Consider the following 19,944-nt stretch of genomic DNA (forward strand, 5'->3'; position numbering starts at 1 on the left):
TACCACTCTTTCTTATTGAAGTATGTTTTTGCGCATCATATTATTCACATACACTGGTTGATCCACTTTGAATTTCACGATTTGCAACGGATGTCTCGCTGCATCTAATTCGTTTCCATCCTCATCCCAAATTTTCTCCACCGTCTGCGTAAAGTTTTCTATTTCTGGCCCAAAGAACTCCACTTCATGTCCTGGTTTGAAGTGATTACGTTGCTCAAGCGTTACGATGCCCGTTTCTTCATTATAATCTAACACTAAACCAGCAAAATCATACGTTGTTTTCTTACTATGATTTCCAAACATTTGCTCTTGATGTCCTGGAACCCCTTCAAAGAATGCAGGAGCTGTATCACGATTTGCACATTTATCAAGTTCATCTAACCATTCTTGTTTAAACTCAAAGTTATCCGGATCCGCACAATACGCATCAATTACTTTACGATATACAGTTGCTACAGTCGCTACGTAATGGATAGATTTCATACGTCCTTCAACTTTTAAGCTATCAATTCCAATTTCAATCATTTTCGGAATGGATAAGATTAAATTTAAATCTTTTGGGCTCATCGCAAAGTGAGCATCTTCTTCTTGGAATAGAGGAAGCTCTTTTGCATCTTTATGTTGTGATACCGTTTGAACTAAATCATAATCCCAGCGGCAAGATTGACAACAACCACCACGGTTAGAGTCACGCGCTGTCATATGGTTACTTAATGTACATCTCCCTGAATACGCGATACACATTGCACCATGGACGAATGCTTCAATTTCAATATCAACTTTTTCTTTAATTTCTTTCATTTCTTCATAGCTTGCTTCACGAGCTAATACAAGACGATGTAAACCTTCTTCTTTCCAATACTGTGCTGCTTTCCAGTTGGATAGTGATTGTTGTGTACTTAAATGCACCTCAACAGAAGGCGCTACACGTTTACATGTCTCAATAATAAGCGGATCGGCAACGATAATTCCCGTTACGCCAGCTTTTTCAATCCCTTTTAAATATTCCTCTAGCCCATCCATATTTTCATTATGTGCAAAAATATTTGTTGTTACGTATATTTTTGCTCCATATTTCTTTGCAAATTCAACGCCTTCTGCCATGTCTTCCAGCGTAAAGTTACCTGCATTAGAACGAAGACCAAATTCTTGTCCACCTAAATATACAGCATCTGCCCCATAATGGATAGCTACTTTTAATTTTTCTAAGTTACCCGCAGGGATTAACAGTTCAGGTTTTTTCACAATAACGCGTTTGCCATCGATCACCCGTGAAATTTCTTGTACAGTCATTTCCTACACCCTCCTCGTTTAGTAAACCGTTTCTTTAAAGAAGAATCCTGTATCTAACGGACGATTTACCGGTTGTATTTCTTCTATCTCTTTCAATAAATCATCTTTCACGTCATAATACGCATCACGATCTTCTACACATAAATCAATCGCCTTACGATATTTCTTCGTTACTTCAATAATGTATTCAGAACTTTTTAGGACACCATCAATTTTTAAGCTATCGACTTCAGCATCGATTAGTTCCTCTAACTCATCGATGAAACAAATATCATTTGGACTCATAATGTGAGTACCGTTTTCATCTTCATAAATTGGATATTTGTTATTACGTTCTGGGTCGTATAAGAACATATTCTCTTCATACTTTTTCTTTTCGATGTCGAGATTACGCCCTTGATACTCAAAGTAGTTTCCTACTAGTGAACGCTTCGATTGGAACATGCAAGTCATACCGTGAATTTGTACTTCAAGTTCCACTTCAGCATTTTCTTTTAATTCAGCAATTTCATCTAAGCTAAGCTCACGAGCTAATACAGCGCGTTTCGCGCCTCTTTGCCCCCAATAGTTACAAGTAAACCAGTTTGTCGCTGTCGTTTCTGTATTCCAGTGCAGTTGCATGTTTGGTGCAACTTCACGAACAGCCATTAATACCGCTGGATCTCCGAAAACAATCGCATCTACATTTACCTCATTTAAAAAGGCAACGTAGTCCGTTAATTCTTCCACTTTATCATTGTGGAACATCGCATTCATTGCAACGTATACTTTCACACCATTTTCATGTGCAATGTTTACAGCTTGTTTCACATCTTCACGTGAAAACTCTCCTGCCAAACGTAAACCAAACTTTTGTTCACCAACCATTACTGCATCTGCCCCTGCTTTCACAAGAGGTTCAATATCCGCCACCGCTCTAGGCGTTACTAACAATTCAGGTTTCTTCATACTTTTGTCACCCTCTCTTTTTACTTACAGCCACTCCATCGCCAATTGGGAAAATCGTTGTATCATATCCTTCATGGTTCATAAGCCATTCATTGTACGTCTTAATACGACGAATCAAACCACGCGTACGTCTATTTTCAATTTTCTCTTTTGTCGTCACAAGACCATGGTACATAACGTTATCTGAAATAATAACGCCACCAGGATTTAATAACGGTTCGTATAAGTCAAAAAAGCGACGATACTGCCCTTTCGCTGCATCAATAAAAATAACATCAAATGTTCCATGTTCTTTCACTTGTTCGCCCGTTTCTAAAGCATCACCGTAAATAACAGAAATACGGTCTGTTACTGAGGAACATTCTATATATTCAAGTGCCTTTTCATATCGTTCACGATTGCGCTCTACTGTCACAATGCGAGAGTTCGGAATAGCTTGCATCATACGAATACTAGAATAACCGATTGCTGTTCCAAGTTCTAAAATACTTTCCGGTCCAATTAAACGTAAAAATTGCAGCATAAATTCCATTCCAAGTCGATCCATAATCGGCACATGGTTTTCAGTTGCATACTCTTCCATTTCAAGAATTAATTTATCTTTTGGATCAATAAATGATAATAGGTACTCGTTAACTGCGTCCTCCATAATTGGTCCTCCTTATTTACATGGAGAAGTGCCTCTATGACGCGTCAACCTTTGTCTTTTCACACATAGAATGCAATAAAAATACAAGCCAGTTTCACCCTTAGCTTGTACGTCCCGTTTTGATATTAAAAACGATTCTTCTGCCAGTTTTTAACCCGATATATTTTACCACAAAAAAGAGGGATGTGCGACCTTTTTCGCTACCCCTCCCGATTTCATTGTTTTTTCGTAATGTATTTTTGCTTTAATGCATTATGTTCTTCTAATGTTTTCGCATAATACACTTCACCACTTGGTGCAGCTAAGAAATAATAATAATCTGTTTGCGCAGGATCTAACGCTGCTTCCACTGAATGTTTACCAGAGTTTGCAATCGGTCCAACTGGCAACCCTTTCACAACATACGTATTGTACGGTGAGTTTACTTTCAAGTCTTCGTATAATACACGTTGTTTATGCTTTCCAAGCGCGTATAGTACCGTCGGATCCGTTTGAAGCGGCATACCTTTCGCTAAACGATTATAGAAAACACTAGAGATTTTCTGGCGATTTGTAAAGCCAGTGGCCTCTTCTTCAATAAGTGAAGACAACGTGAGCAGTTGATGCACATCCCAGTTCTTCGCTTTCATTTTTGCCTCATTTTGAACAATGATTGCATTCGTTTTCTCAAGCATCGGAATTACGATTTCTTCTAATGTCGTATCTTTCTTATAGAACGAATACGTCGCAGGATATAAATAACCTTCTAATGGATATTTAATATTACTATCAAAAATTTTATCCGTTAATAGCTTCGGATACTTTTGCTGCATTTTTTGAATAAATGCTTTATCGTTTAATTGACGCACAACATCATCTTTATTCCACTTTAATTCTGTCGCAATCACTTCAGCAATTTCAGTTACTTGCGCTCCTTCTTTAATCGTCACTTTATAAAGAGCCGGACGATGTACGTTGCCAGATGACATTTGTTCAATGACATCGTTAGCATTCATCGAAGGATTTAATAAATATGTACCTGCTTGTAAGCTTTTCGACTTAACTTTCGTATAAAAACTAAAAACTGTACCGCTGTTCACAGCACCTTTTTCTTCTAAAATCTCACCGATTTTACTTGTAGATGACCCCTTTGGAATCTCTACTTCAATCTCTTTTTTATTTCCACTATCAACTGGTCCTAATGCAGATGAAATATACGCATAGACTGATCCACAAACTAAAAGCAGTGCGATAATCGAAAATAAAAAAATGCGTCTACGCTTCTTCTTCACTTGATTCTCTACCAAAATTCTTCCTCCTTATTTAATTGTAGACCATATACACTTCCTCTATACAATGCCCTACAAACATAAAGCAAAACCAATCATTTCTAAATAATTGGTGACAGCTACTCATTTAAAGCCTCATTTCATACAACCCGTCTTATTATACTATAAACAATTAAGTAGTTTCGACAAAAAATCTGTCATTTTGCATTTGAATAAAAAAAAGGCGAACTGTGTACACAGTCCACCTTTTTATACATTACTACTCTTCGTCTTGCTCATCAGCAAGAGTGTTAAACATTTCTTGTACCATTTCCCACTCTTCTTCAGATTCAATTGAAAGTAATGTTCCGCCCTCTTCTTCACTTTGCTCGTATGCCATTGCATCGAAGATTTGGTCTCCATCTTCGTCTACTTCACCGATTGGCGAGAAGACTACGTAAGATTTTTTGCCGAATTTTTCAGCATCAAAAGTGAAAATAATTTCACATAAATGTTCGTTTCCTTTTTCGTCTACAATTGTAATTTGATTTTCTTCCATTTTGGTCACCTCTTATTTACTATCTAGAAATCCTTGTAAGATTACGACTGCAGCCATCTTATCGATTACTTGCTTTCGCTTCTTACGGCTCACATCAGCTGAAATGAGCAGACGTTCCGCTGCCATCGTCGACAAACGCTCGTCCCACATTACAACTTCTAATTGTAACAGATTTCGCAGGTTTTCTGCAAATTGTTGGCACGCTTCACCACGCGGGCCAATTGTACCATTCATATTTTTAGGTAAACCTACTACTATTTTGTCCACATTGTACTGTTTTACCAACTCAGAAATACGGTCAAAACCAAAGTTGCCTCGTTCTTCGTTAATCCTGATTGTTTCCAGTCCTTGTGCTGTCCAGCCCATTTCATCGCTCATTGCAACACCGACTGTTTTAGTACCAACATCTAAACCTAATATCCGCATAAACTACTCCTCACGATGATGTTTCAAGTAAGACTTCACAAGCTCTTCAATTAACTCATCACGTTCAAGCTTGCGAATAATGCTTCGTGCATCTTTATGGCGAGGTATGTATGCTGGATCTCCACTTAATAAATAACCGACGATTTGGTTAATCGGATTATAACCTTTTTCTTGAAGTGCATTATACACAGTTAAAAGTACATCATTCACATGGACACTCTGCTTTTCATCTTGAATGCTAAACTTCATTGTTTTATCAAAACCGTCCATTTCAAGCACCTCACTTGTAAGTAGTAAGTATAGGGAGAAGAACTTCTCCTCTCCCTACCATTGTACACTACTATCTCTTTATTTTGAAACAGATTTAACGTACTCTTGTACAAATGCTAAAGCTTCCTCAACTTGCGCTGGGTTTTTACCACCTGCTTGAGCCATGTCAGGACGGCCACCACCACCGCCTCCACAACGAGAAGCTACTTCTTTCACAAGTTTACCTGCATGGTAACCTTGACTAATTAAATCTTTCGTTACGCCAGCTAAAATATTTACTTTATCGTCATTTACAGACACTAATACAACAACTGCAGACTCTAATTTATTTTTAAGATCATCCATCATTGTACGTAAATTGTTCATATCTGCAACATTTACTTTCGCCGCTAATACGTTCACACCATCAACTGTCATTACTGAATCAGTTAAGTTTCCAGCTTCGATATTGCTTAATTTCGCAGCAAGAGATTCGTTTTCTTTTTGAAGTTGTTTTACTTCAGCAAATAAACCATCAACTCTTGTTAAAATATCTTTCGGATTTGTTTTCATTTTCCCTGCTGCTTCTTTTAATAAACCTACTTGATCGTTCATTAATTCGTATGCAGATTTACCAGTTACCGCCTCAATACGACGTGTTCCTGCACCGATACCAGATTCAGCAACGATTTTGAAAATACCGATAGAAGCTGTGTTATCAACGTGACAACCACCGCAAAGCTCTAAGCTGTAATCGCCTACTTGTACAACGCGTACAACATCACCGTATTTTTCACCGAATAATGCCATTGCGCCCATTTCTTTCGCTTCTTCGATTGCTTTTTGAGAAATCGCAACATCAATACTTTGCCAAATTTTTTCGTTTACGATACGCTCAATTTTTTCTAATTCGTCAGCTTGCACTTGACCGAAGTGAGAGAAGTCAAAACGTAAACGTTCAGATGTTACAAGAGAACCCGCTTGGTTAACATGCGTTCCAAGTACATCTTTTAATGCTTGGTGCAGTAAGTGAGTTGCTGTATGGTTTTTCACAACGCTACTACGGTTTTTCGTATCGATAAGAGCTTTTACAGCCGCTTCTTTCGTTAATGTACCTTCTTCAACAACAACTTTGTGTAAGTTTTGACCATTTGGGGCTTTTTGTACGTCTTTTACAAGAACTTTCACGCCGTCAGCAAGAAGATAACCACGGTCTGCAATTTGCCCACCGCTCTCAGCGTAGAATGGCGTTACATCAAGCATTAATTGTCCTTCTTCACCTGCTTGTAGGCTATCTGTGTACTCGCCATTTTTTACAAGTGCAACAACGTTACTTTCTGTTGCAACTGTACCGTAACCAACGAATTCGCTCGCTACTTTAACTTCACCAAGTACACCGCCTTGAACTTGCATAGAATCAACGTCTTGACGAGCAGCACGTGCACGCTCACGTTGTTTCTCCATTTCATTCTCAAAGCCTGCTTGATCAACTGTCATACCAGCTTCTTCTGCATATTCTTCTGTTAATTCAATCGGGAAACCGTACGTGTCGTATAGACGGAAAGCATCTACGCCAGAAATAACAGTTATTTTTTCTTCTTTCGCTTTTGCAATTACTTCAGCTAAAATTGATTCACCATCATGAAGTGTTTCATGGAAACGCTCTTCTTCATTCTTCACAACTTTTGCGATGAAATCTTTCTTTTCAAGTACTTCTGGATAGAAGTCTTTCATTACTTCTCCAACAACCGGTACTAATTCAAACATGAATGGACGGTTGATATTTAATTTTTTCGAGTAACGAACAGCGCGGCGTAATAAACGACGTAATACATAACCACGGCCTTCGTTAGAAGGAAGTGCTCCATCACCAACCGCAAATGTTACTGTACGAATATGGTCAGCAATTACTTTAAATGCCATATCTTTTTCTAAGTCACCCTTACGATACTTCTCGCCAGAAATTGATTCTGTCGCCCCAATCATCGGCATGAATAGGTCTGTATCAAAATTCGTAGGTACATCTTGAACGATAGATGTCATACGCTCTAGACCCATCCCTGTATCGATGTTTTTCTTAGGAAGCGGCGTATATGAACCGTCTGGATTATGGTTAAATTGAGAGAATACAAGGTTCCATACTTCTAAGTAACGCTCGTTTTCTCCGCCCGGATATAATTCTGGGTCACTAAAGTCATTACCGTAAGCTTCACCGCGGTCATAGAAAATCTCTGTATTCGGTCCACTTGGTCCTTCACCGATATCCCAGAAGTTTTCTTCTAAACGGATGATGCGTTCTTTTGGAACACCCATTTTCTCATTCCAAATTGTGAATGCTTCTTCATCTTCCGGATGAATTGTAACAGATAGTAATTCTTTATCGAATCCGATCCACTTGTCGCTCGTTAGAAATTCCCAAGCCCAAGTAATTGCTTCTTCTTTGAAGTAATCACCGATTGAGAAGTTCCCTAACATTTCAAAGAATGTATGGTGACGAGCTGTTTTCCCAACGTTTTCAATATCGTTTGTACGAATTGATTTTTGTGCATTTGTAATACGTGGGTTTTGCGGGATTACACGTCCGTCAAAATATTTCTTTAATGTCGCTACACCACTATTAATCCATAGAAGAGATGGATCCTCGTGCGGAACTAGTGATGCACTTGGTTCTACTGCATGTCCTTTTTCTTGGAAAAAGTCTAAAAACATTTGACGAATTTGTGCGCCTGTTAGTTGTTTCATTGTATTTTCCTCCTTAAATATAAAAAACTCCCGCCCCTAATAAAAGGGACGAGAGTTAACTCGCGATACCACCCTAATTATGAATTGATTATTATAACAATCAATTCATCACCTCATGGTGCCGTAACGTGGCAAGACGGCAGTGATTAGCTGCTCTCAGGATTAGCTTTCTGTTACCCTTCATTTAAAGCTTCTTTCAGCCATTGGAAGCTTCTCTCTATAAATGGACTGTAACATACTTGTTCCGTCATTGATTTAATGTATTATATGACTAAATATAATAGAATTCTCTTAAGTTTGTCAATGTAGATAATAATAATTATATTGTACTACACACATTTTCGTTAGCTACATAAGCATCTACTTTTCATTTTAAATATCTTCTCTTTTCCAAAGAGGCCTCACATGAACGACCACTGTCCGAATGACCGCTAAAATAGGAACCGATATTAGTAATCCTACAATCCCCGCAACTTCTCCCCCTACTAGTAACGCAAACATAATAATCACAGGATGCATACGAAGCGACTTACCAACGATGTAAGGCGATAAAATGTTACTTTCCAAAAATTGCAAAATAGCAATCGTAATCCCCGCCTTAATGAGTAAACTCGTTGATACCGTTGCCGCAATCATCAACGTCGGAATCGCCCCTAAAATAGGACCAAAGTACGGGATTATATCCGTTACCCCAATAATAATACCGAGTAATAACGGATATTTCATACCGATAAACCAAAAAGAAAGAACAGATACTCCCCCTAATACTAAGCAAACAAATAACTGTCCTCGAATATAACTTCCGAGTGACTTATCAATTTCTTTCGCAAGCATTTGACCCGTACTACGCCACTTACTCGGAACTAGTTTCCAAAAAATATGATAAAACTCACCGTAATCTTTTAATATGTAAAATACAATGAACGGAATTAAGAAAATAATGAGCAATGAATCCAGTACACCACGTGCTGTGCTCATAACTTTATTTAAAAGCGTTTGTATCTTCATTTCTACACCAACGAAAATTTGCTTTACCTTTTCATGAATAAATGATGGGAAATTCGCTGTTTGTTCTGTAACTCCATCCATCCAAGAATCGTACATTTTTGTAAACTGCGGAAATTGTTCATTAATTTCTTGTAACTGTTTAATAACAACTGGCGTTCCTTTATAAATCCCATAGCCAATTCCGCCAAAGAAAAGAATATAAATGAGCAAAATAGCAAGTGTGCGTGGCATTCCTTCCTTATGGATTTTTTCAATTAAAGGGTGTAATAAATAAGCAATAAAACAAGCAATAAGAAACGGTGTGATCGCCACTTTAAATACAAAAATAATCGGTGCCCATAGTGGCTTAATTTTTAAAAAGACAAGCAAACAAAGAAAAACGAGTAACAATAATCCTAAACGATATATCCAAATGATTTTAAGATTCTTCACACGAAAAACCTCCTCCACCTTTATTTTGAAAATAAATAGGTTAGGTTATGTGCAAAAGTTTTAAAATCTTTTTATACAGACCATACTGTTTTTTAAAGACGTACATATATTTAACATAATAAGGACAACCACCCATGAAAATACAAAATGTCAAAATATAATCAGGAGGGCTCATAATGATCTTATTTATGCTTGCATTATCCGCACTTTTTATGCTTCTTGAATGGATTTGTATCGGGTTTGGTATTTGGAAAGGCTTCTTTATTCGTTCCTCGCGAAAAGAAAGAGCGAAGCACTTATGGCATTATGGAATGCTTGGCGTTGGATGTTACGGTTTATCTTATCTCTTCTCTGAAATCGGACTTTTATATTTGCATACAAGCACATAAAAAAACTCCCTTATCATGAAGGGAGTTTTTACGCCTTATAAATAAGACTTAATCATCTTACGTGCTTTTTTCACATTGCGTTTTGAGAATACATCTTGTTTGCGAGCATATTGATATGCTGCAGCTCCAACACCTAATGCGATTAATGAATTGCGTAGATTCAAAGTAAATCCCCCTTTTCGTTATCCGATCGTTCTTTCATTATCATCAAATAAATCATCAAGAGAGCTTAATGAACCATCTTCCTCTACTTGATGTGTATGGATTTTCCCCTTTGAAACCGATAATTCGATATAACAATTCCAGCAATAAAATTGGTTGACACCTATTTTTCCGATGTCTTTCCCTTTGCAATTTGGACAACTGAACATATGGCTTTCATCTCCTTACAGTCTCCCAGATTCTATTCGCCATTATGTCCAAACTGCATTCATTTATACATTGCTAAAGCCTTTCAACGTTATACGTTTGAAAGTTTCACTATATAATTTCACCTTGTTACATGAAATCATACGGTGAAATGTTTTCCACATCCATTTCTTCACCATTAACCGTCACCATTTGCACTTCGCCTTGTGATTCTTGCAATCGGCCAGCTAAAGTCGTTTGACGCATTGCATCATCAAGGCGATTCACACCGGATTGAAAAGCTGCTTCCTCCCCGCAAATAATAAGGAATTTCTTACTTCTTGTAATACCCGTGTAAATTAAATTACGACGTAACATACGGTTATAGCTTTTTACAATCGGCATAATAACAATCGGAAATTCACTACCTTGTGATTTATGAATCGAGCAGCAATATGCATGTGTAATTTGATTTAAATCTGGCTTTGTATACGTTACTTCAATCCCATCAAATGAAACGATAATCATATCTTGTTGCTCAACGTTTTCTTTCGCATAAAACACCGAAACGATTTCTCCGATATCACCATTAAATACTTGGCTTTCCGGCTGATTGACGAGTTGCAGTACTTTATCTCCTCTGCGGTATACAACGTCACCGTATGCAATTTCTTTACTTTTTTCCCTTTTCGGATTAAACACTTCTTGGAGAGCTTCATTTAACACATTAATACCTGCTGGTCCGCGGTACATAGGTGCCAACACTTGTACATCTCTTGCGCTAAATCCTTTTGTCTTGGCATTTTCACATACTTTTTTTACAACTTCAACGATTTGAGCGCCTGTACAAGAAATAAAGGAACGATCCTTTTTATTTTGTGCTAAATCTGGCGGAAGCGCACCACCTTTTATCGCATGGGCAAGCTGAATAACAGATGACCCTTCCGCTTGACGATAAATTTCTGTAAGCTTGACCGTTGGAACTGCACCTGCATTCAATAAGTCTTTTAGCACTTGTCCAGGTCCTACAGATGGCAACTGATCTTCATCACCTACAACGATAACTTGAATATTTGTCGGAAGCGACTTAAACAGCTGATTTGCAAGCCAAATGTCTACCATTGAAAACTCATCAATAATGAGTAACTTTCCTTGTACTGGATCGGTTTCATTACGCTGGAAAGATCCTTCTGGCGTCCAACCGAGTAGACGATGAATTGTGCACGCCGGAAGCCCCGTCGATTCACTCATTCGCTTCGCTGCTCTTCCAGTTGGAGCCGTTAATAAAATCGGAAATGGATTATCATCACTATATTCATTCGGATTTAATGATACTCCGTGAAGTGATGCATACATTTCAACAATCCCTTTAATAACTGTTGTTTTCCCTGTTCCTGGTCCACCTGTTAATAGCATCATCGGCTTATGAAGTGCAGTTTGAACTGCTTCTTGCTGAAGCGGCGCATACTGCACCTTTAGCTGTTCTTCAATTTCTCCTAATGTTTTTAACACTTCTGCTTCAGGGAATGCAGGGGTTTCTTCTTGATTCATAAGACGACGGATCGACTTTACAACGCCTTTCTCAGAATAGAATAAAGAAGCTAAATACACTCGCTCTTCTTCTATAATGACTTTCCCTTCGCTTTGCATCATTTCAACGCAGCCTACAATATCTTCCTCAGTCACTCTGCCTTCTTGATTATTTAAAAGTGACATCGTTTCTCTTACAAGCTGACCTTTTTCCATATACACGTGACCCAATTGTAATGAAATATTCTCTAACGTATAAAAACACCCTGCACGTACACGGTCGTTGTGATTGCCCGTTATTCCGATTGCACGCCCTATATCATCTGCTCTTCCAAATCCAATTCCGTCCACTTCTTCAATAAGTTTATACGGATTATTACGAATCACTTCTAATGTCATCTCTTTATATTGCTGATAAATTTTAATAGAAAGTTTTGTTCCAAAACCGTAACCATTTAAAAAACTCATCACTTTCTCGAGCCCTTGATGCTCAATAATCGTCTCATATATTTCCTGCGCTTTTTGCTTGTTTACAACACCACTTAACGCATCCGGATCATCCATAATTTTAGAAATCGCATGCTCACCAAGATGGTCCACGATTTTTTCGGCTGTACGCTTTCCAATCCCTTTAAATAAATCGCTCGCTAAATATTGCACCATACCTGCTTTTGTTTGTGGCAGTTCTTTTTTAAACGTTTCAACTAAATATTGTTTTCCATACTTTGGGTGGTCTTTAAAATGACCTGTTAATGTAAACACTTCATCTTCATGCATACGGGGAAAATGACCGTTTATCATTACTTTTTTTTCGTCGTATGTTTCATTCGTTTCAATGACTTTCATACTGACAACGGAATAGAGGTTTTCTTCGTTGTGGAAAATGGTATGAAGAACTTGCGCTTTTATAAATTTTTTCTCTTCCTCAAACAAATCCATTGCATGTTGATTTCCCATATTTCCTCTCCTTTCCGAGTTCTTTTCACTTTAATGAGCAGTACATCCCCCACCTCTTTCACAATCTTTAGATGAGGGGTAACTGCGCATTAAACTATAATTTCACTTTATTCAGCTTCTTGCTCTAATAAACGAATACCATTACCAGCTAAAAAGTGGTCTGCTTGAATTTCAGTCGCTTTCTTAAATAAAGTAAGAGCTTTCTCGTTATTTTCTTCGAATACGTACGCAACACCTAAATTATAATACGCATCCGCATGCTCTTCATCCATTTCTAATACCTTTTCAAAATAAGGTTTTGCCTCTTGAATATGTTCTAGTCGCGCGAAGCAAAGTCCGCATTGGAAAACAGCTTCTACATCATTTTCATCTAATTCAGTTGCTCTTTGTAAAAATGGCAGCGCAAGACGATCATTTCCAAGTTGCACATGTGTGATACCTAACATAAATGTTACGTCAGCTGATTGTAATCCCGCTTGCATCGCTTGTTCAAATACAGCCTTCGCCTCTGCAAATTGCTCTTGACCGTAATATACGTTTCCTAAGCCATAATAAGCAGCCGCAGATTTACCATCTAATTCTACTGCACGTTTATAAAATAAAATTGCTCGCTCACTATCACCTAATACATCTAATAAATTCGCAAAGTTAATGTATCCAAGCGCATCTTTCGGATTTTCTTCGATTGCTTCTGTGAAATTTTCAGCTGCTTCTTCCCAGTTTCCTTCTTGCATATATTTAATACCTGTTTCAAGTTTGTTTGACATATCCTTCACCTCTACAACAAATTATAACAAAGAATGTATTTTCCAAGCGAACAAAAATTCGCTTTATGTAAAAGAAACCTCTAACCGCTAATCGGCAGAGGCTTCTCGTGTTATCCTAAATAATCTAATTTCTTACCACTATGATATACTTCATCAATTGTAGCGCCGCCTAAGCACTCATCTCCATCATAGAAAACAACTGCTTGGCCTGGCGTAATCGCACGAATTGGCTCATCACAAAGAATACGAACTGTATTTTCATCAACGATTTGAACCGTTACTTTATTGTCTGCTTGACGATAACGGAATTTCGCTGTACACGTAAATTCTTTTTCCTTCTCTTTATTACTTACCCAGCCTACATTCGTAGCAATAACTTCATCACCATATAGAAGTTCGTTATGGAATCCTTGGTCAACATATAAAATGTTTTCTTTCAAGTTTTTCCCAACAGCAAACCATGGATCACCATTACCACCAATACCAAGGCCATGACGTTGTCCAATTGTATAGTACATTAAACCATCATGTTTCCCTTTCACTTCACCAGATAATGTTTGCATCACACCTGGTTGCGCCGGTAAATAGTTACTTAAGAAATCTTTAAAGTTACGCTCACCGATGAAGCAAATACCAGTACTATCTTTCTTCGCCGCTGTCGCTAAACCAGCTTCTGTCGCCATTTCGCGAATTTGTGGTTTCTTTAATTCACCTAATGGGAACATTGTTTTTGATAGTTGCTCTTGGCTTAATTGATTTAAGAAATATGTTTGATCTTTATTGTCATCAACGCCGCGAAGCATTTTATATTCGCCGTCCATATAAGCAACGCGTGCATAATGACCTGTTGCTACATAATCGGCACCAAGTGCAATTGCATGCTCTAAAAATGCTTTAAATTTAATTTCTTTGTTACACATTACATCTGGGTTTGGTGTACGACCAGCTCGGTACTCATCTAAAAAGTACGTAAATACTTTATCCCAGTATTGTTTTTCAAAGTTTACTGCATAATACGGAATGCCGATTTGGTTACACACTTCAATTACATCATTGTAATCTTCTGTTGCTGTGCAGACACCATTTGCATCTGTATCATCCCAGTTTTTCATAAAAATTCCGATTACATCATAACCTTGCTCTTTTAATAAAAGAGCTGCTACAGATGAATCGACGCCACCGGACATCCCGATGACAACGCGTGTTTCGTGAGGTAGTTTGTTCATCATGTCACCTCCCATGCTAATTTTGTGTTAATCGCTTCACGATTTTCACTGTTTCGTACGCCGCTTTTTCAATTTGCTCTTTCGTATTTCCAAGACCGAAACTAAAGCGTACGGATGAACGTATTTGATCGGAATCTTTTCCGAACATCGCCACTAATACATGTGATGGGTCAATCGAACCAGCTGTACAAGCAGAACCACTTGATACTGCAATGCCAGCTAAGTCTAAGTTTACAAGAAATGGTTCAATATTCATTCCTGTAAAACTTACATTAAACACATGTGGTAAGCGATATTCCAAGTTTCCGTTTACCTCGAAAGTAATGTCTTCATTCTTGAAGACAGATACCATTATATCTTTAAACTCTTCATATTGGGCATTTTTTTGCTCACGAGTTTTTTCAGCTAGCAAAATTGCTTGCTGAAGTCCAGCAATACTAGGTACATTTTCAGTACCCGCACGGCGTTTTCTTTCTTGCTCTCCGCCTATTAATAACGGTTCAAACTTCACATTTGCACCAGCATATAGGAAACCGACACCTTTTGGTCCGTTAATTTTGTGAGCTGAAATTGATAATAAATCAATTCCAAATTCTTTCACATCAATCGATAATAAACCGTAGGCTTGTACAGCATCTGTGTGGAAATAAGCTTGATGTTCTTTTAACAGCTTACCTATTTCCGCAATTGGTTGCATTGTCCCTACTTCATTATTCCCGAACATAATAGATACAAGAATCGTCTCTTCCGTTAGTGCCTTTTGTATGTCAGAAACTTGAACACGCCCTGTTTCATCAACAGGTAAATACGTCACTTCAAATCCTTCACGCTCTAACAATTCACACGTATGCAAAATCGCATGATGTTCAATTTGCGTTGTAATAATGTGGTTACCTTTGTGACGATTCGCGCGCGCTACACCTATAAGTGCTAAATTATCAGCTTCTGTACCACCGCTCGTGAATATAATTTCATTTGGACTCGCGTGAATGCTACGTGCACATACACGTCTCGCCTCATCTACCGCATGGCGCGTTTGACGCCCATAAAAGTGAATACTAGACGGGTTTCCAAATGTTTCTGTCATATATGGAATCATCTTTTCGACCACTTCTGGGTGAGTCGGAGATGTCGCAGCATGATCTAAGTAAATGCGTTCCATTAAATCTCCTTCTTTCCAAATCGTTTCACAAGGAATTAAATGTAAAACATATAGCCCCCGTGATTTTCTTCCTCATAACGTACTAAATCTTCTAAAGTTGTACTATCTAATACTTCTTGCACCGCATCACGAACACGCATCCATAATTGGCGTTGTGCTGGTTCTTCTTCTTCTATCATTTCTACAACACTAATTGGACCCTCTAGTACACGGATTACATCTCCAGCTGTAATGTTGACTGGCTGATCAGATAATACATATCCGCCATATGCACCTCGCGTACTCTTTACAAGACGAGCGTTACGAAGTGGTGAAATTAATTGCTCTAAATAATGCTCAGATAGGTCATGTGCCTGCGCAATTGATTTTAATGAAATTGGGCCTTCACCAAATTTTTTTGCAAGGTCGATCATAATTGTTAAGCCGTAGCGGCCTTTCGTTGAAATCTTCATCTATTTGCACCTCATTTCAAATTTTCACTTCTATTGGTTATATCTTATTTATAAAAGAACACAATTTAAAATCCTATGAAATTATAGCATAATATAGTATTATAAGAAATTTCAACTTGTGTATCAAAATGATAACATAAAATCACATTGAAAAACTCGGAAATTATTACAATTGAAAGAAAAATGAAAATATTCTCCTTCATTTTTCCCATAAAACAGCATCCTATTTCAAATTTCATAAAAAAAAATGATACGATAGAATGAGATTATACATTAAGGGAGAGGGTCAAATGAAACAACCACTCGCACATCGAATGCGCCCTACAAATATTCAAGAAATTATCGGACAACAGCATTTAGTTGGTGAAGGCAAGATTTTATGGCGAATGGTCCAAGCAAATCATTTTCAATCAATGATTTTATATGGTCCTCCAGGCACAGGAAAAACATCAATCGCTAGCGCAATTGCAGGAAGCACTGGAACCCCGTTTCGCCTCTTAAACGCTGTTACTCATAATAAAAAAGATATGGAAGTTGTCGTACAAGAAGCGAAGATGCATCGGCACCTCGTTTTAATTTTGGATGAAGTTCATAGGCTAGATAAAGCGAAGCAAGACTTTCTATTACCCCATTTAGAAAGCGGACTTCTTACTTTAATTGGTGCAACGACAAGCAATCCGTTCCATGCTATTAATTCTGCTATTCGAAGTCGTTGTCAAATCTTCGAATTACACGCATTAACAGAAGAGGATATTTTAATTGGCTTAAAACGAGCGCTTGAAGATAAAGAAAAAGGGCTTGGGGAATATGATGTAACTGTTACGGATGAAGCATTACATCACTTTGCAAATGCGTCAGGCGGAGATATGCGCTCAGCTTATAATGCACTTGAACTAGCTGTTTTATCTAGCTTTACAACTGACGACAAAGCCGCGGAAATTACACTTGAAATCGCAGAAGAATGCTTACAAAAAAAGAGTTTCGTTCACGACAAAGGTGGCGATGCTCACTATGACGTTTTATCTGCTTTTCAAAAATCAGTACGCGGAAGTGATGTGAACGCCGCACTTCATTATTTAGCACGTCTTATTGAAGCTGGTGACTTACAAAGCATCGGTAGACGTCTGCTTATTATGGCATATGAAGATATCGGACTTGCTAGCCCACAAGCTGGACAACGTACACTTGCAGCGATTGAATCAGCTGAACGGGTCGGCTTCCCAGAGGCACGCATACCACTTGCAAATGCTGTTATTGAACTTTGTCTATCACCGAAATCAAATTCGGCCTATAAAGCACTCGATGCCGCACTACACGATTTACGTAATGGCCAAACAGGCGATATTCCAAGTCATTTAAAAGATAGTCATTATAAAGGAGCCGAATCATTAGGAAGAGGCATCGGATACTTATATCCACACGATCACCCAAACGGTTGGGTACAACAACAATACTTACCTGATAAAATTAAAAACAAGCAATATTATAAACCGAAAACGACAGGGAAATTTGAACAAGCACTTTCTACTGTTTATGAAAGATTACAAAGTTCGCATAAAATGAAGAATAAAGGGTAATATAAGCGAAAACGTCACCATTACGGAGGCTTCGCTTATGAAAACACGTCAAGATGCATGGACAAAAGAAGACGATCTCCTTTTAGCAGAAACTGTTTTACGACATATTCGCAGCGGCAGTACACAAATAAAAGCATTCGATGAAGTTGGTGATACATTAAACCGAACTTCAGCAGCTTGTGGCTTTAGATGGAATGCTGAAGTAAGACCATATTATGAAGATGCGGTGCAAATTGCAAAAAAACAACGTAAAGAATTAAAGCGTTCGGAAGCTAAAATAGAAAAAGAGCAGTTCACACAAACTCGGCAGCTCGTAATCGATGCCGAGTTTTCAGAAGATATTGCCCCAAATAAACAAGATCTTACAATGCAAAATGTCATCTCATTTTTGCAAAACTTGGAGCACAATAACCCTTCACTCGCAAAGTTACAAACTGAAAATGACGTATTACAAGATCAGCTCACTTCCCTGCAAAAAACGAATAATGAACTTGAAGTAAAATTAGCTGTTCTCACAAAAAAACAACAAGCAATCGAAGAAGATTATGCAATGCTTGTTAGAATTATGGATCGTGCTCGAAAACTTGTTTCGGTCGAAGAACAAGAAGAGCAAATTGCTCCGATTTTCAAAACCGATCAAAATGGAAATTTAGATATTATATATTCAGCAGAAAATTGAAAATGGGGATGTCACTTTTTCAACTTAGTGACATCCCTGTTTATTACTACGGCAAACATCGCCTCGGTAAGTGAAATTATATTAACGATTTTCCGAATATATCTATCACAACTCGAAATATATCAACCATTTGACATAGAATATCGATTTACCGACAAAAATTGACATTAATAATATTTCTTTAAAACATACAAAAAGCATATACCCTAGGCGGATATATGCTTCCTTTTTATTCTTGCCCTACACGCTTCACTTCTACGTTTTTAATACGTTCACGTACAACGTGACTTGCCATAATTAAGCCTGCCACAGATGGTACGAATGCATTTGAAGAAGGTGGTAATTTCGCTTTACGAATTTTTGCATTTTCGTCTGGTACGATTTCTTTACGTACTTCTTCACGAATTACGATTGGGTTTTCGTCAGAGAAGACAACTTTTACACCTTTTTTAATACCATCTTTACGAAGCTTCGTACGAATTACTTTCGCAATTGGATCTGTATGTGTTTTTGAAATGTCCGCAATACGGAAACGAGTTGGGTCCATTTTATTTGCCGCACCCATACATGAGATAATTTTAATTTTACGACGTAAACATTGTTTAATTAAATGAATTTTGAACGTAATCGTATCAGATGCATCTACTACGAAATCTAAACCGTGTTTAAAGAACTCTTCATATGTTTCATCTGTATAAAACATCTCTAGTCCAATTACTTCACATTCCGGATTAATATCCGCAATACGCTCTTTCATTAATTCTACTTTTGAACGTCCTACAGTAGATACTAACGCGTGAATTTGACGGTTTACGTTTGTAATATCTACAACGTCTTTATCAACTAATACAAGACGTCCTACGCCAGAACGTGCTAGCGCTTCTGCCGAAAATGACCCTACGCCGCCAATTCCTAAAATACCGACTGTACTATTTTTTAATATTTCAAGGCCTTCTTTTCCAAAGGCTAATTCATTACGTGAAAATTGATGTAACATTCAGCTCTACACTCCTATTACAAAAATGGTCTACCATGTATTCTAGCGTTTTTCCGACTATTTGTATAGAAAAAGTTATAGAATTCCTAAAAATACGTACTTCAAACAAGGAAAACATAATGTAAACCGGACTTTTTAAACTTCCTCTTCAATATACGTTTAAAAAGGAGGATTTAGAGAACCGAGCAGATCGAGGCACTTATGCTAGGAGGAGCACAGTGTAGGGATACTACTCGAGCACCGGACTAGCATACGTAACGATGAGATGCGACGGTTATCTAAACCGGACTTTTTAAACAACCTCTAT

General features: G+C 37.8%; 20 protein-coding genes and 1 other annotated feature. Of the genes, 3 read left to right on the plus strand and 17 right to left on the minus strand.

Features of this window, described 5'->3' with window-relative positions:
- Window positions 1-12: 12 nt before the first annotated feature.
- The 9 genes from MHI07_RS20580 to MHI07_RS20620 all read right to left on the minus strand — a co-directional run bounded on the left by MHI07_RS20580 (window position 13) and on the right by MHI07_RS20620 (window position 9,553).
- Window positions 13-1,293, minus strand: coding sequence for a peptidase U32 family protein (locus MHI07_RS20580; RefSeq protein WP_002111968.1), 1,281 nt, complete (start codon window positions 1,291-1,293; stop codon window positions 13-15).
- Between the two features lie 18 nt (window positions 1,294-1,311).
- A complete protein-coding gene (locus MHI07_RS20585) occupies window positions 1,312-2,241 on the minus strand; it encodes a peptidase U32 family protein (protein WP_016106210.1) in 930 nt (309 codons plus the stop codon).
- A gap of 7 nt (window positions 2,242-2,248) precedes the next feature.
- Window positions 2,249-2,890 (minus strand): O-methyltransferase, encoded by a 642-nt coding sequence (locus tag MHI07_RS20590; RefSeq protein WP_002034114.1) that lies wholly within the window; start codon window positions 2,888-2,890, stop codon window positions 2,249-2,251.
- A 215-nt stretch (window positions 2,891-3,105) separates the two neighbouring features.
- Complete coding sequence (gene mltG / locus MHI07_RS20595) at window positions 3,106-4,176, minus strand: endolytic transglycosylase MltG (RefSeq protein ID WP_340825964.1); 1,071 nt, start codon at window positions 4,174-4,176, stop codon at window positions 3,106-3,108.
- Window positions 4,177-4,417: 241 nt separating this feature from the next.
- Window positions 4,418-4,696, minus strand: a complete 279-nt coding sequence (locus MHI07_RS20600) for a DUF1292 domain-containing protein (protein WP_002111975.1) — start codon at window positions 4,694-4,696, stop codon at window positions 4,418-4,420.
- A gap of 12 nt (window positions 4,697-4,708) precedes the next feature.
- Window positions 4,709-5,122, minus strand: a complete 414-nt coding sequence (gene ruvX, locus MHI07_RS20605; protein WP_002160397.1) for a Holliday junction resolvase RuvX — start codon at window positions 5,120-5,122, stop codon at window positions 4,709-4,711.
- Between the two features lie 3 nt (window positions 5,123-5,125).
- A complete protein-coding gene (locus MHI07_RS20610) occupies window positions 5,126-5,392 on the minus strand; it encodes an IreB family regulatory phosphoprotein (RefSeq protein WP_002111976.1) in 267 nt (88 codons plus the stop codon).
- 78 nt (window positions 5,393-5,470) lie between these two features.
- Window positions 5,471-8,113: an alanine--tRNA ligase gene (gene alaS, locus MHI07_RS20615; RefSeq protein WP_002160396.1), complete on the minus strand. Its 2,643-nt coding sequence runs from the start codon at window positions 8,111-8,113 to the stop codon at window positions 5,471-5,473.
- Window positions 8,114-8,154: 41 nt separating this feature from the next.
- Window positions 8,155-8,373, minus strand: a binding site (T-box leader).
- Window positions 8,374-8,485: 112 nt separating this feature from the next.
- The gene (locus tag MHI07_RS20620; RefSeq protein ID WP_002138436.1) at window positions 8,486-9,553 is read right to left on the minus strand and encodes an AI-2E family transporter; all 1,068 of its coding nucleotides are present in this window, start codon (window positions 9,551-9,553) and stop codon (window positions 8,486-8,488) included.
- A 176-nt stretch (window positions 9,554-9,729) separates the two neighbouring features.
- On the opposite strand from MHI07_RS20620, the gene MHI07_RS20625 reads away from it, so the two are divergent.
- Window positions 9,730-9,942: a hypothetical protein gene (locus MHI07_RS20625; protein ID WP_002160395.1), complete on the plus strand. Its 213-nt coding sequence runs from the start codon at window positions 9,730-9,732 to the stop codon at window positions 9,940-9,942.
- A gap of 35 nt (window positions 9,943-9,977) precedes the next feature.
- Here MHI07_RS20625 and MHI07_RS20630 read toward each other — a convergent pair whose 3' ends face one another.
- The 7 genes from MHI07_RS20630 to cymR form a co-directional block, all read right to left on the minus strand.
- Complete coding sequence (locus tag MHI07_RS20630; protein ID WP_002015286.1) at window positions 9,978-10,106, minus strand: YrzQ family protein; 129 nt, start codon at window positions 10,104-10,106, stop codon at window positions 9,978-9,980.
- An 18-nt stretch (window positions 10,107-10,124) separates the two neighbouring features.
- Window positions 10,125-10,313 carry a hypothetical protein gene (locus MHI07_RS20635; protein WP_002015288.1) on the minus strand — a complete coding sequence of 63 codons (189 nt, stop codon included), beginning with the start codon at window positions 10,311-10,313 and terminating at the stop codon, window positions 10,125-10,127.
- 127 nt (window positions 10,314-10,440) lie between these two features.
- Entirely contained in the window at window positions 10,441-12,777 is a 2,337-nt protein-coding gene (gene recD2 / locus MHI07_RS20640; RefSeq protein ID WP_340825971.1) for an SF1B family DNA helicase RecD2, read from the minus strand.
- Between the two features lie 107 nt (window positions 12,778-12,884).
- A complete protein-coding gene (locus MHI07_RS20645) occupies window positions 12,885-13,544 on the minus strand; it encodes a tetratricopeptide repeat protein (RefSeq protein WP_002160393.1) in 660 nt (219 codons plus the stop codon).
- A gap of 110 nt (window positions 13,545-13,654) precedes the next feature.
- Window positions 13,655-14,770 carry a tRNA 2-thiouridine(34) synthase MnmA gene (gene mnmA / locus MHI07_RS20650; protein ID WP_340825973.1) on the minus strand — a complete coding sequence of 372 codons (1,116 nt, stop codon included), beginning with the start codon at window positions 14,768-14,770 and terminating at the stop codon, window positions 13,655-13,657.
- Between the two features lie 16 nt (window positions 14,771-14,786).
- The gene (locus MHI07_RS20655) at window positions 14,787-15,932 is read right to left on the minus strand and encodes a cysteine desulfurase family protein (protein WP_016106216.1); all 1,146 of its coding nucleotides are present in this window, start codon (window positions 15,930-15,932) and stop codon (window positions 14,787-14,789) included.
- Window positions 15,933-15,967: 35 nt separating this feature from the next.
- A complete protein-coding gene (cymR, locus tag MHI07_RS20660) occupies window positions 15,968-16,384 on the minus strand; it encodes a cysteine metabolism transcriptional regulator CymR (protein WP_000704117.1) in 417 nt (138 codons plus the stop codon).
- Window positions 16,385-16,674: 290 nt separating this feature from the next.
- On the opposite strand from cymR, the gene MHI07_RS20665 reads away from it, so the two are divergent.
- Complete coding sequence (locus tag MHI07_RS20665) at window positions 16,675-17,961, plus strand: replication-associated recombination protein A (protein ID WP_002160389.1); 1,287 nt, start codon at window positions 16,675-16,677, stop codon at window positions 17,959-17,961.
- A 37-nt stretch (window positions 17,962-17,998) separates the two neighbouring features.
- Complete coding sequence (locus tag MHI07_RS20670) at window positions 17,999-18,640, plus strand: RsfA family transcriptional regulator (protein ID WP_002160388.1); 642 nt, start codon at window positions 17,999-18,001, stop codon at window positions 18,638-18,640.
- 229 nt (window positions 18,641-18,869) lie between these two features.
- Here MHI07_RS20670 and MHI07_RS20675 read toward each other — a convergent pair whose 3' ends face one another.
- Entirely contained in the window at window positions 18,870-19,637 is a 768-nt protein-coding gene (locus MHI07_RS20675) for a tRNA threonylcarbamoyladenosine dehydratase (RefSeq protein ID WP_000903181.1), read from the minus strand.
- Between the last annotated feature and the right edge of the window lie 307 nt (window positions 19,638-19,944).

It is taken from the genome of Bacillus sp. FSL H8-0545 (assembly GCF_038006105.1).
Classification (GTDB): domain Bacteria; phylum Bacillota; class Bacilli; order Bacillales; family Bacillaceae_G; genus Bacillus_A; species Bacillus_A cereus_U.

Bases quoted from the DNA above. Each gene is read 5' to 3' on its own strand.
- MHI07_RS20580 (WP_002111968.1), bottom strand. From the start codon at position 1,293: ATGACTGTACAAGAAATTTCACGGGTGATCGATGGCAAACGCGTTATT.
- MHI07_RS20585 (WP_016106210.1), bottom strand. From the start codon at position 2,241: ATGAAGAAACCTGAATTGTTAGTAACGCCTAGAGCGGTGGCGGATATT.
- MHI07_RS20590 (WP_002034114.1), bottom strand. From the start codon at position 2,890: ATGGAGGACGCAGTTAACGAGTACCTATTATCATTTATTGATCCAAAA.
- MHI07_RS20600 (WP_002111975.1), bottom strand. From the start codon at position 4,696: ATGGAAGAAAATCAAATTACAATTGTAGACGAAAAAGGAAACGAACAT.
- ruvX (WP_002160397.1), bottom strand. From the start codon at position 5,122: ATGCGGATATTAGGTTTAGATGTTGGTACTAAAACAGTCGGTGTTGCA.
- MHI07_RS20610 (WP_002111976.1), bottom strand. From the start codon at position 5,392: ATGGACGGTTTTGATAAAACAATGAAGTTTAGCATTCAAGATGAAAAG.
- alaS (WP_002160396.1), bottom strand. From the start codon at position 8,113: ATGAAACAACTAACAGGCGCACAAATTCGTCAAATGTTTTTAGACTTT.
- MHI07_RS20625 (WP_002160395.1), top strand. From the start codon at position 9,730: ATGATCTTATTTATGCTTGCATTATCCGCACTTTTTATGCTTCTTGAA.
- MHI07_RS20635 (WP_002015288.1), bottom strand. From the start codon at position 10,313: ATGTTCAGTTGTCCAAATTGCAAAGGGAAAGACATCGGAAAAATAGGT.
- recD2 (WP_340825971.1), bottom strand. From the start codon at position 12,777: ATGGGAAATCAACATGCAATGGATTTGTTTGAGGAAGAGAAAAAATTT.
- MHI07_RS20645 (WP_002160393.1), bottom strand. From the start codon at position 13,544: ATGTCAAACAAACTTGAAACAGGTATTAAATATATGCAAGAAGGAAAC.
- mnmA (WP_340825973.1), bottom strand. From the start codon at position 14,770: ATGAACAAACTACCTCACGAAACACGCGTTGTCATCGGGATGTCCGGT.
- MHI07_RS20655 (WP_016106216.1), bottom strand. From the start codon at position 15,932: ATGGAACGCATTTACTTAGATCATGCTGCGACATCTCCGACTCACCCA.
- cymR (WP_000704117.1), bottom strand. From the start codon at position 16,384: ATGAAGATTTCAACGAAAGGCCGCTACGGCTTAACAATTATGATCGAC.
- MHI07_RS20665 (WP_002160389.1), top strand. From the start codon at position 16,675: ATGAAACAACCACTCGCACATCGAATGCGCCCTACAAATATTCAAGAA.
- MHI07_RS20670 (WP_002160388.1), top strand. From the start codon at position 17,999: ATGAAAACACGTCAAGATGCATGGACAAAAGAAGACGATCTCCTTTTA.
- MHI07_RS20675 (WP_000903181.1), bottom strand. From the start codon at position 19,637: ATGTTACATCAATTTTCACGTAATGAATTAGCCTTTGGAAAAGAAGGC.